General features: G+C 44.7%; 14 protein-coding genes and 1 tRNA gene. 2 read left to right on the plus strand and 13 right to left on the minus strand.

The genetic code is table 11. The features are described 5' to 3' along the window. Window positions 1-35: 35 nt before the first annotated feature. Together AOC19_RS07425 and AOC19_RS07430 are read right to left on the minus strand one after the other, a co-directional pair. Window positions 36-842: a fused MFS/spermidine synthase gene (locus AOC19_RS07425; RefSeq protein ID WP_215375487.1), complete on the minus strand. Its 807-nt coding sequence runs from the start codon at window positions 840-842 to the stop codon at window positions 36-38. A 70-nt stretch (window positions 843-912) separates the two neighbouring features. Next, window positions 913-1,515 carry a nitroreductase family protein gene (locus AOC19_RS07430; RefSeq protein WP_215375490.1) on the minus strand — a complete coding sequence of 201 codons (603 nt, stop codon included), beginning with the start codon at window positions 1,513-1,515 and terminating at the stop codon, window positions 913-915. 372 nt (window positions 1,516-1,887) lie between these two features. Between AOC19_RS07430 and AOC19_RS07435 the strand changes: the two genes are divergently transcribed. Next, complete coding sequence (locus AOC19_RS07435; protein WP_215375492.1) at window positions 1,888-2,280, plus strand: dihydroneopterin aldolase; 393 nt, start codon at window positions 1,888-1,890, stop codon at window positions 2,278-2,280. Here the strand turns inward: AOC19_RS07435 and AOC19_RS07440 are convergent. The 9 genes from AOC19_RS07440 to AOC19_RS07480 all read right to left on the minus strand — a co-directional run bounded on the left by AOC19_RS07440 (window position 2,277) and on the right by AOC19_RS07480 (window position 13,215). Next, window positions 2,277-2,924: a glycosyltransferase family 2 protein gene (locus AOC19_RS07440; protein ID WP_215375494.1), complete on the minus strand. Its 648-nt coding sequence runs from the start codon at window positions 2,922-2,924 to the stop codon at window positions 2,277-2,279. The genes AOC19_RS07435 and AOC19_RS07440 overlap by 4 nt on opposite strands. Before the next feature lie 99 nt (window positions 2,925-3,023). Beyond that, window positions 3,024-4,817 (minus strand): amidohydrolase, encoded by a 1,794-nt coding sequence (locus AOC19_RS07445; RefSeq protein WP_215375497.1) that lies wholly within the window; start codon window positions 4,815-4,817, stop codon window positions 3,024-3,026. Between the two features lie 50 nt (window positions 4,818-4,867). Continuing rightward, a complete protein-coding gene (locus AOC19_RS07450) occupies window positions 4,868-5,530 on the minus strand; it encodes a cupin domain-containing protein (RefSeq protein ID WP_215375499.1) in 663 nt (220 codons plus the stop codon). Between the two features lie 147 nt (window positions 5,531-5,677). Continuing rightward, window positions 5,678-6,556 carry a hypothetical protein gene (locus tag AOC19_RS07455; RefSeq protein WP_215375502.1) on the minus strand — a complete coding sequence of 293 codons (879 nt, stop codon included), beginning with the start codon at window positions 6,554-6,556 and terminating at the stop codon, window positions 5,678-5,680. Window positions 6,557-6,575: 19 nt separating this feature from the next. Beyond that, window positions 6,576-7,364, minus strand: coding sequence for a hypothetical protein (locus AOC19_RS07460; RefSeq protein ID WP_215375505.1), 789 nt, complete (start codon window positions 7,362-7,364; stop codon window positions 6,576-6,578). Window positions 7,365-7,658: 294 nt separating this feature from the next. Then, window positions 7,659-8,288, minus strand: coding sequence for a hypothetical protein (locus tag AOC19_RS07465; RefSeq protein WP_215375508.1), 630 nt, complete (start codon window positions 8,286-8,288; stop codon window positions 7,659-7,661). Between the two features lie 508 nt (window positions 8,289-8,796). Then, window positions 8,797-10,101 (minus strand): lipase family protein, encoded by a 1,305-nt coding sequence (locus AOC19_RS07470; protein WP_215375511.1) that lies wholly within the window; start codon window positions 10,099-10,101, stop codon window positions 8,797-8,799. A gap of 92 nt (window positions 10,102-10,193) precedes the next feature. Further along, the gene (locus tag AOC19_RS07475) at window positions 10,194-11,849 is read right to left on the minus strand and encodes an amidohydrolase (RefSeq protein WP_215375513.1); all 1,656 of its coding nucleotides are present in this window, start codon (window positions 11,847-11,849) and stop codon (window positions 10,194-10,196) included. Between the two features lie 256 nt (window positions 11,850-12,105). Next, window positions 12,106-13,215 carry a linear amide C-N hydrolase gene (locus AOC19_RS07480; RefSeq protein WP_215375516.1) on the minus strand — a complete coding sequence of 370 codons (1,110 nt, stop codon included), beginning with the start codon at window positions 13,213-13,215 and terminating at the stop codon, window positions 12,106-12,108. Window positions 13,216-13,433: 218 nt separating this feature from the next. Between AOC19_RS07480 and AOC19_RS07485 the strand changes: the two genes are divergently transcribed. Next, the gene (locus AOC19_RS07485; protein ID WP_215375519.1) at window positions 13,434-14,384 is read left to right on the plus strand and encodes an alpha/beta fold hydrolase; all 951 of its coding nucleotides are present in this window, start codon (window positions 13,434-13,436) and stop codon (window positions 14,382-14,384) included. Window positions 14,385-14,554: 170 nt separating this feature from the next. Here the strand turns inward: AOC19_RS07485 and AOC19_RS07490 are convergent. Both AOC19_RS07490 and rpoD read right to left on the minus strand, forming a co-directional pair. After that, window positions 14,555-14,631 (minus strand) — tRNA-Ile (locus tag AOC19_RS07490). 13 nt (window positions 14,632-14,644) lie between these two features. After that, window positions 14,645-17,233 carry an RNA polymerase sigma factor RpoD gene (gene rpoD / locus AOC19_RS07495; RefSeq protein ID WP_215375522.1) on the minus strand — a complete coding sequence of 863 codons (2,589 nt, stop codon included), beginning with the start codon at window positions 17,231-17,233 and terminating at the stop codon, window positions 14,645-14,647. Between the last annotated feature and the right edge of the window lie 67 nt (window positions 17,234-17,300).

Genomic DNA, 17,300 nt, shown 5'->3' on the forward strand with positions numbered 1-17,300 from the left:
GTGTACTTGATATACATCAAACTCTTCGCCACTAGCTAGTGTGCATCGATCTTTCGTTGGGCTAAAAAGTTCTGAGTAGTTCTGGCTAGATGAATATCGTGAGTCCTAGCTAAGACTGCGGATCGCCTCAGGAGGTCTTCAGATGGAGTCTCCAAACTAGAGTCTTTTCCTACAAAGAGAATTTGGTTCATTCGATCATCCTCCACTACCAATACAGATGGATGATCAAAGACTCGATCAATTCGCTCTTGATAGACCTGGTTCAGCCCTGCCGCACCAGAGAAGTTAATAACTAAGACACCATGGGGATTTAAGCATGCCAGACAGCTGGCATAAAAATCCTCACTACACAGTTGAGCTGCTTGTCCTAACTTGGTATATCCATCAACCAGCAATACATCAAATTTTTCTTCTGTATTTCTCAAATAAGCTGCACCATCAGCCTCAAGAACCCTGAACTGATTACTATTTTCCGGGACATGAAACTGATCCTTTAGTGCAATGACTTTTGGATTATTTTCAAGTACCAGAATGGATGCTTTAGGTAAGTGATGATGGCAATATTTAGCGATTGATCCGCCACCCAAACCAATCATAGCAATGCTCTGAGGATCAGGATGAAAGAGAAGGAAACCCATCATGGTCTCGGTATAGCTCACTACCAGGCGAATAGGCGCCTGCATATCCATCAGACTTTGGGTGGATTCGCTATCAAAATAGAGCGCCTTGAACTTCTTGCTCTCGACGATATAGGGCTCTCCTTGAACACCATCAAACCTTTCTTTTAATTTAGAAAGGCCTTCCTTAAGGCTTTGGATTCCTGCTGAGTGGATGAGCGACATCCCCCATCATAAAGCCCTGGAGCGAAGCCAAGCGAGACTAGCTGCGCCAAGAAATAGAATGGGGAACGACTTAGAAATGGTTTTCTATCACCATCTCTGATTCAGGAATAAAGCCTGGCTTTGGCCAAGCTGCTTGTACGCCTTTCCCGATAGCCAGCATTGCGGCAATGGCATAGTCTTTGGGCAAGTGAATAAGCTCAGCCACCTTGTCGAAATCAAATCCTACCATTGGGCATGAGTCATAGCCCATTCCCTTGGCAGCAAGCATGAGAGTCTGGAGCATGATTCCAGCAGAACGCATCGCCTCATCTCTTTGTAATTGCTCTTTGCCTGCATAAAATGGATGAATCCACGGCACCAAGATATCTTGCGCTTCTTTTGGAGCATTTACCCAGTAGCGCGCTGGATCTTTTTCCCAAGCCTTGATGTCTACGGTAACTACAAACAGCAAGGAAGCATCAGTCACTTGCGCTTGGTTGTTCGCAGCTGCGCGCAATTGGGTTCTCAAGCCCTTATCGGTCACATTGACTAAGCGCCAGTGCTGGATATTGAATGATGAAGGAGCCAGTTTGGCCAACTCAATCAACTGATTGGTTTCTTGCTGAGTAAATTGATGGGTGGGATCAAAGTACTTCACTGATCTGCGTTCACGAATGGCGTCAAAGGTATTCATAGGCTTTCTTGATGTCTAGGTTAAGTGCTTTAGTTAGGAGAATCACAGCGCGGGACTGTTTCAACTGTAAAAAATTATCGTTATCGATATTTTGCATGACTTTGCATCATTCTGTATGAGACTAAAGCCGCTAAGTAGATTGCCCGCTATATCTTTAGCGTAAATTTGCTTTAATCAAGCTAATAATCTCGTCATAGCATTGACGAAGCTTTCGCCAAAGCATCTGGATTGGTCTTAATGGATTCATATCCCCATATTAATCGGCATTGGTAAAGTGTCGCAGCCTGTGGCTCAAGCCCTCATAACTTGAAGGCCAGCAAAGATAGGGGATTTACGCTACATTGCTTAGAGAACCCATCAAGAAAGCCCTGTATGCCATCAAGCGCATTTGTAGAACTGAAAGATCTAGTGCTGAGTACCCAAATAGGCACTTACGCTCCTGGGGCGGTTGTTCCTGATCGGCACCTCTTGGATCTCACGCTGGCAATTGATCCTGGTCTTGTACTGATTGAGGATGATGTCATGGGAAATGTTTTTGACTACGACCCACTTGTTTTACAAATAGACCAGCTTGCGCAAGATGGCCATTATGAAACCCAAGAACGCTTGATGACCAGAATTGTTGAGGCTTGTGCACAGTATCCGCAAATTCAGTCTCTGACGATGAGTCTACGCAAGACTCCCGTTAGGCAAGGTTCAGGCGTCCTAGGTATACGCCTGGAGATTGATGCTCAAACCCTCGATCGGATGAGGCCAAGAATCTAGCCCTGCTCTTCCACCGCCTCAATGAGATGGTCATACTTTAAGAAGTTTTCACGATGCCTTCTGTAATACAGCAACCCTTCCTGAAGGCTAGCAACACTAGCGCCCTGCTCTAGCATTTTGTCCCACAGGTTCCAGTCCTCTTGAGCATGAACTCCATCAGCATATCTGCGCTTATATCCAATCTTCTGAGCTAAGTCAGTGCGATACATCATGGAGCCATGATGCTTACCTTCTCGATCCCAATACAAATCACCTTGATAGGTAATGGTTTCACCAGGAACACGATCATGGATTTCTTCCTTGAGTTCGCCGGTGACCACGATGTCGTAGGTCACAATATCAGCACTCGCTTTAGACAGCAGCTCGATAGCATCTGAACGCAGCCAATTATCAGCACCGATGAACAAGGTGTATTCCGTATTAATGCGGGATAACAGCTCATGAAAGTTATCAACCGTGCCTAGATTCTTGGGTCTGAGAACATACTCCAGCTCGGGATAGAGTATCGGCAAATGACCGCAGTCCAATGCACCATCATCAGCAAAAATAATTCGGCTAGGCGCTACTGTTTGGGAGAGTAAGGACTCAATGCAGTGTGCTGCAAGATGGCCATACTGATAGGAGGCGATAACGACTGTAATCATAGTGCTGGCATTAGAGCACGGATAGAAGTCATTTGTATTTTGAGGGTAAAAAAATGCCAACCCTAGGGTTGGCACTCTTCATCCTAAAGGCTTTTGTAATTAATTCATCGGCCTTGGTTTCTTGGTCTCTGAAACCGGGATAACCTTACCGCCCAATACAGTGGCATGTACGGCAACATCTTTAATCTTGATTGCAGGAATTGCCTGTGGATCAGAATCTAAAACGGCAAAGTCGGCAAACTTACCAGCTTCTATTGAGCCCACCTTACTTTCCACCCCAAGGGTGTAAGCAGCATTGATGGTGATCATCTTCATCGCATCTGAAGCCGTTACCGCATCGGCTGGCGCCCAGACCTTGCCATCCTTATAAACGTCCCTGCGAGTAACCGCAGTCCACGCCTCTTTTAACGGTGCTGGCGCTGATACAGGAGCATCGGAGTGGATAGAAGTTACGATGCCACTACGAACTAAAGTACCAAGACGAGTTGCGTAGGATGCGCGATCAACGCCTAACATTGGATACTCTAATTGAGCACGCTCTGAGATATAAGACATATTGGCACTTACGACTGCACCCAATGTCTTAATCTTCATCACCATGGCAGTCGATGGAATGCCGAAATGATTAATGGTATAGCGATGATCAAAGCGGGGTTTTGAGTCTAACAACAATTGCAATGAATTAATTGAATGGGCGTTACCGACATCCCCGTTGCTGTGAATATGAATATGAAAACCTGCATCCCACCACGGTTTCATTGCACCAGCAAAGTCTTTAGCTGACTGATAGTTGGTTGACCCTATCGTGCCATTCGTATAACCGGGGCTTTCCATCCGCATCGTCTCAGGTAGGTAACCGCCATCACTGTAAAACTTCACGCCTTGGAAAATGAGACGGTCATTATCTTGTTGCGAGAGATTCTGAGCCTCTTGAATCGCCTTATCGCCGTACTTCTGAATGAATGGCTCCGCATAAACAACCGGGACAATACGCAAAGCCCCATTAGGTGACGTAGTGTAGGCCTTGGCAATCTTGGTTTCCATGTCAATATTCATGGTTCCAAACGCCAAATCTCCCGATGTCGTAATGCCAGCCTGCTGCATCAAGTCATTGATGTACATAAAATCGTTTGGAATCTCATTCGGCTTCAGGATATCTTTACCTGCAATCTTCAGAATAAATTGCATGGCTGGAATCTCTAAAAATTGACCGTTTAATTGACCATCTTTGTCTAGACCAACTCCTTTGATATTTTTCACCATATCTGGCGTTATTCCGTAATGCTTGATCGTGGCTGAATTGACGTACATGTCATGGCCAGAGATGTCCCATACGATGATAGGCCTTGTAGTGGAGGCCTGGTCTAACAGCTGGCGATCAGGCTGCTTTCCCATTGCCACGACGTCATAACCCCAAGTCAGCAAAATCTCATTGGGATCCTTAATGGCATCCGAATACTTCTTTAACTGCGCAATTGCAGCCGGCAGATTTGGTACACCAGCAAATGGAGTCCCCCATGGATTAGGCATAGGTGAAGGAGTCAACAGCGGCCTATTAAACAGAAGGCCCGCAAGCAAAGGATGTGCGTGCGGCTCAATAAATCCGGGATACATGACCTTATTAGCAAATTGACGATCAATCTTGGTTGGGTACTTGTCAGTCCAAGGCTTCATATCTTCCAATGAGCCTACTGACAAAATGCGTCCATCAGATACAGCAACCGCAGTAGCATTTGGAATGGAGGGGTCCATCGTGACAATTTTCTTTGCCACGAAAACAGTAATCTCACTGACCTTAGGTGTTGATGGTGGGTCAATTAATTGAACAGCTGAAGCTAGGCCTGAAACAAGCCCCAGTGCACATAAATAGATAATCTTTGCTTTTACATTCATAAAAATCCCTTAACTTTTCTAATTAATAACCAATTCAAGAATCTCATGCTTTACGCATTATTACTTAATAGATGTCCCGTTTTCACAAAGATTGTGCAGCCTTCCCTGCTAAAAGGCTGATGCAGGCTAAGGTGTGGACTTCGAATCCATGAGCCTGCTGGATAGCGCCCATGCTCATCTTCAAACACGCCCTCCACCACAAAAATTTCCTCCCCGCCATAATGCTTGTGCGGATTAAAGTAGGTTTGGGGTGCCCAACGCACCAATGTAGATCCTGCACCCTGCCTCATTAAAGGTATTACGGTTAAACCTGGAACCATGCCTTGAAACCAGGGTGTTGAATGAGTATCCACAATCTCACGCTCAACTTGCTCAGAGCCGAGGTGTCTCAACTTAACAAACAGAATGCAGCCATGCTCGCTAAATGGTGCGTGGGAAGATCCAGGAGGATTCATGATGTAAGTACCGGCAGGATAGTTGCCTGTCTCATCGCTAAACACGCCCTCCAAAACAAAAATCTCTTCACCCAATTCATGGATATGAGACGGAAACTTTGCTCCAGCTTCATAACGAACAATTGAGGTGGCCTTGGCAATCTCATCGCCTTGACGATCCAGTATCCGCCTCTCAACGCCCGCGGATGGGCTAGAAATCCAAGGTAGATCATGATGGTTAAGAACCACACGCTTACTGTAGTCGGAATGTATATCCATTAAACAATCTTTGCATAAATTGATGGGAATATTCAAGAATACCAATGGAGCGGAATTACCGCACAAAGAAAAACCCTCGTCATTGCTGACGAGGGTTACTCATAAACATCTGTCTACACCCTAGGGCAAGTAAGAGTACTTAGTGTATTACTTCAAAATAACTACAGTCGCTGTTGCACGCGCACCCCAACCTGATGGGCCGCCTGGCGTATTGCTCACATAGTACATCGGGCCAGCTCCAAAGGAAAAGGGGATGCCATCAATTACCAATAACTTAGATGCACCTACATACAAAGGATTGGAAGTACGACGCGCATCGTAGTTATATTGCGCTTCCATATTGGCGGTATAAGTCCATGCCGTTTTAGTTGTGTACGCCAAAAAGGGTTGGCCATACAGATTGTTCTGTGTACCAAAGGCTGGATTGCCGCCAACACTCCAAGATTGGTAGCCGAGTAAACCGTATGTCCAAGGACCATCCCGATTAAGCACAACAGCAGTGACACCAGCCGCAGTTTGCTGTGAACCAAACCTACCGCTATTACCTGACGGTGATTGCGCGTATGGACCAATACCCCAAATCCATGAAGAGTTGGTATTAGGTGCATAAAAGGATTCGAGGGTCACGCTCGCAATACCGTAACCAGAATAAGATTGTCCTGGAGCATATTGAACGCTAGTCTCTCTCACGCCCGCTACGATCGGTCGAACGATAAAGGTATCGCCACCGCCTAAGTTAAATGGCATGACTGGTTGGAACAGCAGGGTTTGCTCTGAACCACCTTGATTGAGACCAACACCACGGTTGAACTCGTACTGCAATGGCACGGAGATCATATTGGCGATCGGGTTAGCTAACTTCTTAGCAATATCAACACTATCAACTGCTGGTTTAGGTGCAGGTAGTGCGCCAGATTTTTCAGCGGCAATCGTTCCAGTACGAGCAGCTGCTTCTTGAGCCAATGCGGAGGATACAAAAGTCAAAGCTGAAGATGCAATGACTACTGTTTTAAGAATATTGTTCATGAAAAAGTTTAAGTAAAGATTAGAATTTGAAGGTCACAGCGATTTGCGGTCCTAACATGGTAGTTTTTTGCAAAACACCACCAGCTTTCATATCGTAGTAAAGCGCGCGATAAGTTAAAGAGGCGTCAATCAAGCTGTTAAAGGTTTTACCCACACCCGCCATCGCCTGCCACGTCAGGTTAGTAGTGCCGCCCCCGCTTCCAATGTCGCCATAAAACGGCACATACCAAGTAGATCCAGCAATTCGATAACGTCCTTTAGCTCCAATAATTGGATCTACTGTCGACGTCGTCTTGGAGACTGTCTCTTTGTCTGGAGTGTTGTTGAGATTTGCATTCAAAGTAGCTGTAGCGTAGATGGCGCGAACACCAAGCAAGGCATCGACATAAGCATCTTTAGTATTTGCCACAGTGTAGGTGGCGGCCCCTGTCAGGAGGGTCTGCTGAAGAGTCACTTTACCTGAAACCGTATCTGGACCATAAGGCGTAACTACAGGAACAGTACCCGATTTTTGCAAAGTGGCAGATACTAAATCACCCATCACACCCCATTTACCCTGATGTGCTTCTGCTGCAATCATGCCGCCTGATTTCAGGGCTCCGAGCACATCACTAGTTGTAAAGTCCGCTGACTTAGCAAGCCCGCTATCTAAACCCATAGTTCCTTTGATGCCAGAACCCCATAGATAAGGTGTTACTTCAAAACGCCATGCATCAGCCACTTTAGGAATGGGGCTGAGATCATCTGCCGCGTTAGCTAAGCCGATAGACGCAAATACTGCAAAGGTTGCAAGGATTTTCTTATTCATAAAAGTGATTTAGTTGAGTTGAAGATGATACAAGAGCGAGGTTGGGGTAGAAATGAGTTCCATGTATTCTAAATGATTGATCTATATCAAATATATGAAAATATTATGGTAAGTCCCTACAAATTCCTACAAAACAATATATTTACGAAATAAAGGCTGGAAGCCATCATCCCCCGCCCCCACAATAGCTTTTTAGACAACCCTGAACTCCAGAGTCACATTGAATATCTCGTTGATGGATTCACGACAAATCGCCAAAAGCTAGAAAAAAGGCTCCAATAAGTACCCTCAACATTAGAAGTTAAAAGACACTTTCGCATAGCTTGACCAATCGTATTGCCTATAGGTTTGAACTATCTGCTTGCTCGCGCCAACAGCCACAACCCAGTGCTTTGCAAGTCGATGAGTCACCATTGCATCGATTGGTACAAACCAACCACCGCCAGCAGAGTTATAAACCATGCCATTCTCATCCCAAAAGCGCAGCATTGTGTTAGTACTTAACTGAAAACCAATGGTTGGAAACATTTGGAGGCTTCTCTGAAATGCTGGTTGATTCGGATTGGTAATAATGCTGTTATTTTTACTATCAAATCCGTACATATAGCGAATCAGCGGTGAAAAATCTGTCACATGCAATTTGCTATCCACTTCAGGTATGAATGACCAACCCAATTGCGGCCCAACCGCCCATTGACCATTATTTCCAAAAGGGAAAATAACGCGGCCGCCAACTAATGCACCTAGTGGTTTTAGAAAGTGCTTATCTTGCCCCCAGATCGTCACCATCGTATTACCAGAACTGTATTGACCGGAATTATTTTCAGAGCTAATCGAGTTGAAATTAGCTACGTAAGCAGTATCCAGACGAATGCGTCCTCGCCAGTCACCTGCCTTAAGCGGGTTGTAGTAACGCACTTTCAAAGTATTCTGATAGTTATCGCTGCCTTGATAATTATGATATCCCCAAAATTCCAACACCCTACTGTTCGTTAATTGCTGGGAATCATTATCAAATTTAGACAGGGGAACAAGTAGGGCTTCAGCATAAGTGGCTGAAATATAAAAACTAAAAAGAAGTGATAGAACAAATTTCATCATAAAAAGTGGTGCTGCATCCTGCTTAGTTACCATCCTTTAATTTACATTCTTCAGAATTTTTGTGGATTCCTAGGCCAATACAATATTTTTCTGTCACCCTTATTTTATCTTGATGGTTAGCACCTACCCGGCCCTGTATTCAGAATACATTTTGATTTAAGGTTTTTTTAGAAATTAATGATCGCTATTGAGTGATGCCAATAGAATGCAATAATTGCTGAAAATCTCCCAAACATTTTTTGACGAGGGTTTTCTAAAGCCCATCTCATGAATCCTTGAGGAACTAAAAAATTAGTCAAAGGTAATTTTTTATCTTAAATAGATAGCCTATCTAAATTTTAGGACACCCACTTTCCAAAGGCTTTCCAGCAATACGATCTTTTACCCATTCAAGATACATAGGTGCTGAAACCCCAGGCGTCGTAAAGTGGGTTTGCTCCCCAGGCAATTGATTTCTGCCTACATTCGCCCCCATGGTACACATTTGCTTTTGATATAGCTGATGCATGATTGGCGGAACTGCAGTATCTTTGGTGCCCCAGTAAATCACTACCGGCGCTACCGGTTTAACCGGTTTGACACTGCCATCAACAAATGCCTTTACCCATGCCAAAGCATTACTTGGTTCGGGCTTCAAGAGAGATTTGTAGCTATCTCCATAGGCATAATTAAAGGTATCTGCTAGCGCATGGATACATTTATTTTTCGATAACTTATCGACAACCTTAGCCCCATCCTCTGTTAGCACATCAGTCAGTTGTAATCCGGGAAATGCTGCTTGGGTTCCCCATAGGCCAATCATGTAGTGAGCAAATAAGAATACATTGGGGACGTTAGCCTGAGTAAATCCATTCATGAGCTTTTTTGCAGCAGCTTCATCAGTTGGTACATTAGGCAACATGGCTGCTACATCATCTGGTGCTAATGCAACAAACCCAACATACTCAAGATTATCTGCAGCAGTACCTTGGAGTGCGTGGTAGTCAGGCAGGCTAGCAGCGGCGATAGTAGCGCCACCACCCTGTGACCATCCATACACTACGGTCTTCTTACCAGCGCCAACTTCCTTCATAGAGCTCGCTGCTCTTGCAGAGTTAATAACGTCTCTACCATTTGTTTGTGCCACGGCATATTGATGCTTGCCACCACCACCCAGGCCTTGATAGTCTGTAGCGACAACGACATAACCTTGATTGATAAATTCTTGACCATTGGGAATACCGTAATCAGTCCAAGAGTTACCACCCATCAAGAAATATTCATTTAAGGCAGCTGTTGGATCAATGATTTGAGATGGTCCGCAATTTTGCGCTGAGCCTGTTGTGCCATGTGCCCACGCCAAAATAGGCCGCCCTTCTTTTGGGGCTGGACCAACCGGGGAAATAATTGTTCCCGTAGCAATCGTTTTACGGCCCGCCACATCAGATGAGATATAGGCAATCTTCCAAGCTTGCGCACCTTTTAAAGATGTCGCAATTTTCTCTTTGGAGATCACTTGCCCTAACTTACCTTCAGGAGCCATTTTCATGACAGAGGTATAAAAAGGAGCCATAGGTGGATCGGCATAGGCAGCAGAAGACAATACGCCCAGAGCTGTGCCGAGTGCCACGATTGAAAGCTTAGTAAATATTTTCATGGTCTAGATTACTAAAAATGTTGTGAAACTCGATACTAATTTAAAACTTTCCATCATTGCAAATAGAGTTAAACCACCTGACAGTACTTTTACTAGGGGCGAATATAGAGTTCTTTACCATTCTTAATCGTCCTCACAACCTGAATATCCTTAATTTCCATTGGGTCGACTTTCAGTGGATTGCGATCTAGTAGAACCATATCAGCTAGCTTTCCAGCGGCAAGACTACCCTTTGATGCCTCTTCTTTATATTGATATGCAGCTACAGCAGTAAATCCCCGGAGCGCAAAGTACGGGTCAATGCGTTGATCAGGGCCCAGAGTGGTTCCCGCATATGTCTTACGATTAACAGCAGTCCAGATCGTAAATAGAGCACTTGGGCCCGATGATGGAGTGTCATTATGAATACCAAATTGCATGCCTTTTGTATGAGCCAAATTGAGTGGCACCATATTGCTAGCCCGATCTTCCCCTAGAATTTGTCTATATACATCGCCATACATCCAGATGTGGTTAGGCATAAATTGGGGCAAGATCTGATTGGTCTTATATTGATCTAATTGATCATCTCGAATAAAGAAAGAGTGTGCAATCGCTGTTCTGCGATCCCCGGTGGAACCCGTTTCTTTGATTGCTTTTGCAATTGCAGAGAGAGTCATATCAATCCCAGCATCGCCATTGGAATAGCCGTAATACTGGATATTCTTTTGATAGGCTAGCTTTGCATAATGATCAACTAAATCCTGGGTGGCAACAGCCATGCCGCGCCAATCCTTTGGGAATCCCGTAGTGTCGTTATAGGGTTTAGTGAAGTACGCCAAACGCAATTGCGGCGCGCCATCAGTGGAAACTAAAATTCCAGCAACCTTGAAACCACCATCACCCTTTGTGTAAATTCCAAATGGATATTTTTGGTTTGTTGCCAGTAATTTATCCACTACATCATAGGTTGGTAGTGCAATCAGATCTAGGCTGATCACATTGCGATCTACTGCTTGACGCATATTGCGAATATCTTCAAGCGTAGTCTCATAGCTTTGCGCAGTGGTAAAGCCATTTGAGGCATAAATCTTTTCAGCCTTGCGATATGTTTCCATCATTAAGTCTTGGGAATACTTACCAAACACCTTAGCAGTTGCGCTGATGTTGGGACTGCCAATTAATTCACCGGTCAGCTTTCCAGTTTTTGGATCTACCGGAATCATTCCTTGCACAACTTTGGTGGATTTAGTAATGCCTAATTTTTTCAAGCCAGCGGAATTGACAATTCCCGTTAATGTAGAGATGTTGTTAACAAATACAGGCTGATTAGGGAATGCCTCGTCTAATTGGGCAATCGTTAAAGGGCCGTCGGTAAGAAAGGCATCTGCATACTCTGCCCCTATGATCCAACCATTAAAAGGTTTAGCCTCAGACTTCAAGCGCCCAATGAGCTCCTGAGTTGTATGGGGAGGCTTCTTTGAAAAATAGCCGAGATTCACACCCAAAGTATTTTGGGCAATCAAAGTGAAGTGGCCCCAAGCATCAATAAAACCTGGGATTAAGGTTTGACCCTTTAAATCATGAATCACTGGATTAGTGCCAGCTTCATTTAAGGCATCTTTCATACTGCCGGAGTAAGCAATCTTCTTACCCTTCACTACTACCGCTTCAACATACTGGGGCTTATCGCCCTCCATAGTCAGAATGTCGCCATTGAAATACACGCTTGCGCTTTCAGCAAATGCTTGAGCACTAATTAAAAGCAAGCATGCGAAAAAATATATTTTGAAGGTTTTCATAATTGGGTCGCTAATGGATGGATCGGGGATCTAGTGGAGCATGTTTGAGAAGGCGAAGCCAACTAACAACTGAGATGGCCCATTATTACAAAAGCCAACCGAATTCACCAGAAAATTAAGTCTCTAAAAGCATTTACTGCATAGGGATTGCCCAACAAAAAACCACCCGTAGGTGGTTTTTCTCATGCTCAATAAATCAATTACCAAAGATTAGCTCAGCCAGTTAATTCACTGGAACCATCAATTTTGGTTGATCCAACTTTGTGTACTTAATTTCTTTTGCATTCATATCCATCTTTTTCATATCAAAAGTATAGATATTATTATTTTCATACATTTTGACGTTGTAGGTCATGCTCTTGTTGTTAGCAACAACAACCCACTCAGTTACTTCATATCCACCTGCGCCACCACCATAAGGATTGCTAGCTGGCAATGTGACTGATCCTGGAGGAATATCAAAGCTACCTAAAATATGCCAGGCTGCAGAATCCATCTGGGCAGTTGTAAAGGTCTTTGGAACTGAATCGGCTAAGAAGAGTGCACGAATAAAACGGCTAGGACTCAAGAAGTCTCCTGGAAGACCATGCAAGCCATTACCAGAGCTGGGCGCTGGAAATGCGACGCCATTAATGACTCGTGGTGCTTGCTCAACTTTAGAGAGATTGGAGTAGTTGCCAATATTCTTAAGATGATCTTGGAATGGTGGATCATTTGTCATTACACCTACTGGGTTATCAGCAAGCACTAACTGCCCCTTGATGTACTCAACAACCACACTTTTACCAGCAGCATCATGGAAAGTGAAATGCGCAGCAGGCACTTGATTGCCATAGAACCCAAGCTTGGCACCATTCACTTTGAGGCTGCGCAAACCAGCCTTAATCTCATCTACCGTTGAATAATTGGTCAGCACATAAGTCAGTAACTGACTTGCGTTGATGCTGTTCGCTGAGTCTGCTGGAGCAACCACTGGGAAGGATGCGCTATTTGGGAAATTCAGGAGTCCAGCAGTTAAACCTTTTTCATTCATGCCATCAAATAAGATGGGCTGATTGAGTCCATTCATTCCTACTGCAGCGTACTTGCCAGTCCAGCTCATTCCAGAACCATATTTGCCATCGGTACCAATGCCTTTAAATTGATAGCCTCTTGGAATGGACGTCATCTGCGAACCCAGCTGCAGACCAAACTCCATAGAGCGACCATAGACCGTGCCGCCATCACTGCCTTTAAGCAAGAAGCTGGTGCAAGCATTACTTGCCAGAGGGGCAAATGCCAAAGTAGCAGAAACTGAAGCAGCTACTATTTTTTGAATCATTTTTTGTTTCATTGGAACTCCTTAGAACAGATCAAATTGGATATGAAAAGGATAACATTTATAAATAGCTTGATCGAGCCCATTTTGCAAAAAACTCCGCATTGGGACGCAAGGGCTTAAAGGCGCCTCCTAAGTAAGCCCTGACGAATACTGCTGCCCAAGGCATTTATAGCGTTTATTCAAATGCTAATATGTCACTTTGAGCAAACCACTACAAACTGGACCTGATAATGCCCTTTAATAACCCACTACGCGGTTTAAATGCTAACTTGATGCGGGGCATTTATTTAACGATAGCTGCTACTTTCATTTCTCTGAGCCTGAGCATTCCGGCACAAGCGCAAGAAAAGCCTGAAATTAAATACGCTCCAGTGAATGGCGTGAAATTAGCCTACTACCTTAAAGGTAAGGGCGATCCCATGATTCTGATTATGGGTTATGCCGGTACTTTGAGTGCATGGGACCCTGCCCTACTTGATGAACTGGCAAAGAATAACCAACTGATTATCTTTGATAATCGCGGTGCCGGACTATCTACAGATACTAAAGAAAATAACACCACCATTCCGCAAATGGCAGATGATGCCGCGGGCTTAGTCAAGGCACTAGGCTTTAAAAAGGTCAACGTATTCTCATGGTCAATGGGCGCTCGAATTGGACAACAACTTGTCATCAGACACCCAGAGCTGATTAATAAAGCCATTCTGTTAGCACCAAATCCGGGCGGAAAATATCAGATTGCCATTAATAAAAAAGTTGGCGAGGAGTTGAATAATCCAAGTCTTTCTCCGATGGAGAATTTCGAGTTGCTGTTCCCAATGACGCCAGAAGGTAAAGCGGCTGCTAAGGCTGTGTATGAGAGATGGGCAGCAGCAAAAGCAGCAGGGACTATTCCTGATGATTTTGTAGTATCTAAAGAAACTAAGGCGCGCCAAGTTCGTGCACGCATAACCCTTTGGAATACTGACAATCAGAACTTCAAGGACCTCAAGAATATTAAAGTTCCAGTGCTAGTTGCAGATGGCCGCGAAGACATCATCGACAGCCCTCAAAATTCAGTTGTTATTGCCAATCAAATCCCTTTTGCTTGGCTGGCTTTTTATGAAGGTGGACATGCATTCTTATTCCAAAGTTATAAGAAGCTATCTGAAACGGTAAATGTCTTTTTGCAAAAAGACTAACTAATCCAAAATTACAAACCCAAAGGCCGCTCAATCTAGCGGCCTTTTTAATATCAATTTGCGGAATAACAAATTAAGAGAGCTCCTATTTACCGAAAGCGGCTCCTCAAAAGTCTTTACTTAAAGTAACGTTAAAAAAATACCAACCTGATGGTTGGTATTTTCATTTCTGGTGGGCCCACCAGGACTTGAACCTGGGACCAAAGGATTATGAGTCCTCTGCTCTAACCAACTGAGCTATAGGCCCGTTAGTCTTTGGATCAATCTTCTTCGAGGAAGGTTTTGAGTTTGTCGCTGCGGCTTGGATGACGCATTTTTCTCAAGGCCTTAGCTTCGATCTGACGAATACGCTCACGCGTCACGTCAAACTGTTTACCCACTTCTTCGAGAGTATGGTCTGTGCTCATCTCAACACCGAAGCGCATACGCAATACTTTTGCTTCACGTGGTGTTAATGAATCGAGAACATCCTTAACAACATCGCGCATCGAATCATGCAATGCCGCTTCAGCTGGAGCCAATGTATTGCCGTCCTCAATAAAGTCGCCTAAATGAGAATCTTCATCGTCACCAATCGGTGTTTCCATGGAGATAGGCTCTTTAGCAATCTTCATAATCTTACGAATCTTGTCCTCAGGGATTTCCATCTTGAGGGCCAAGGTTGCCGCATCTGGCTCATGACCAGTTTCTTGCAGGATTTGACGGCTAATACGGTTCATCTTGTTGATTGTTTCAATCATATGAACTGGAATACGGATCGTACGAGCTTGGTCAGCAATAGAACGGGTAATTGCCTGACGGATCCACCAAGTTGCATAGGTAGAGAACTTATAACCACGACGGTATTCAAACTTATCTACCGCTTTCATCAAGCCGATATTGCCCTCTTGAATCAAATCTAAGAACTGCAAACCACGGTTAGTGTATTTCTTCGCAATCGAGATCACCAAACGTAAGTTGGCTACAGTCATCTCGCGCTTCGCTTCACGCGCACGCTTCTCGCCCGCAATCATTTGCTTATTCACTTCTTTTAATTCTGGAAGCGGCAATACAACACGAGTCTGAATATCAATTAACTTCTGCTGTAGTTCCTGAATCGCTGGAACGTTACGCTGCAACAATGCTGTGTATGGCTTGTTTTCTTTGAGTAGCTTATTGACCCACTCTAAGTTCATGGACATCTTCGGGAAGTCTTTTAATACATCGCCACGATTGACGCCAACCTTATCTACCAACAAACTCACAATCCCACGCTCGAGTTTCCAAACCTGATCTACCTGTGAACGCATGGTGTCGCATAACTTCTCAACACTCTTAGCAGTTAAACGGAAACCAAGTAACTCACCACGAATCGCTTCTTGTGCCTTGATATACGCTGGGCAGTTATAGCCCTCTTTATCAAAAGCACGACGCATCTTGTCAGCTTGTGTGCGAACAATTGCAAACTTCTCTAAAGAGATTTGCTTCAACTCTTCTAATTGCTTGGCATTCGCTGTAGCCGCACCACCGCCGCCACCGCCGCCTTCATCCTCGCCGCCTTCTTCGTCACCCTCTTCAGCATCTGGGTCAACTTCTGGCTCTTCTGGTCCAAGCTTAATATCTTCAGCATTAGGGTCAACCAATCCATCAACGAACTGGTCAATCTCCATCTCGCCACTAGCAATCTTGTCTACGTTAGCCAAGATCTCGCCAATCGTGACAGGGCAAGCAGCCAAAGCCATCACCATATCTTTAAGGCCCGCTTCGATCTTCTTCGCAATGACGATTTCGCCTTCACGAGTCAAGAGATCAACAGTACCCATCTCGCGCATATACATACGCACTGGATCGGTTGTACGACCGAACTCTGAATCAACAGTAGCTAAAGCAGCTTCAGCTTCTTCTTCAGCCTCTTCTTCGGAAGTAGTTGCTGAAGCATTTTCATTGAGCAACAATGTTTCAGCATCTGGAGCTTGCTCGTAAACAGTAATGTTGATGTCGTTTAAGAGGCTGATCAATGTTTCTAACGCATCCGCATCAGACAACTCATCTGACATTACGTCATTCATTTCGCCATGAGTTAAGTAACCCTTGGACTTACCCATCTTGATCAAGATCTTTAGGCGGGTACGACGTAATTCTTGTTGCTCTTCAGAGCCCAACTGTTGTGCTGCGAATTCTTTTAGGAGTGCTTTTTCTTTTGCTTTACGTTCGCGTGCTTTTTGACGATCCGTCAATACCGGCTCAGCACCTTCTGCAGGAGCATCCGCTTTTGGCTTGCGACCCTTCTTCACTTCTTCAGTCGCAACAAGCTCAGTCTCGACCTCAACTGCTTTCGCTTTTTTACCCTTAGCTTCTTTGACTTCTTTTGCTGGCTTAACGTCCTTCACCGCCTCAACTTTAGGAGCAGCTACCTTACCCTTTTTAGGAGCCTCAACCTTGGCGGCTTTAGCTGGAGCTTTTGCAGGAATCTTGGCTACTGGCTTAACCGGTGCTTTGCTTGGCTTTGCTGCTGCTTTTGCAGGAGCCTTCACTGGTTTAGCAGGCACCTTCGCTTTTGCTGCAGGTTTAGCTGGAGCTTTTGCTTTTGGTGCTGGCTTAGCTGCTTTTGCAGGAGCCTTAACTAGCTTAGCTGGTGTCTTCGCTTTTACTGCAGGCTTAACTGGGGCCTTTGCTTTCGGTGCTGGCTTAGCTGCTTTTGCAGGAGCCTTTGTAGGTTTAGCAGCCACCTTTGCTTGCTTGGCTGGCACTTTCGCCTTAGGAGATGACTTAGCGGGTGCCTTGGCTTTTGCCACTGGCTTTGCTGGTGCTTTCGCTTTCGCTACTGGCTTGGCTGGTTTGGCTGCTGGTTTTTTCTTGGTATTAGGCATTTATTAGCACTTACTCACGTTACTGATGATTGTTCTCGACTGCGTATGCGCAGCTACTTTGTCCGCT

It is taken from the genome of Polynucleobacter asymbioticus (assembly GCF_018687575.1).
Lineage (GTDB): Bacteria > Pseudomonadota > Gammaproteobacteria > Burkholderiales > Burkholderiaceae > Polynucleobacter > Polynucleobacter asymbioticus_C.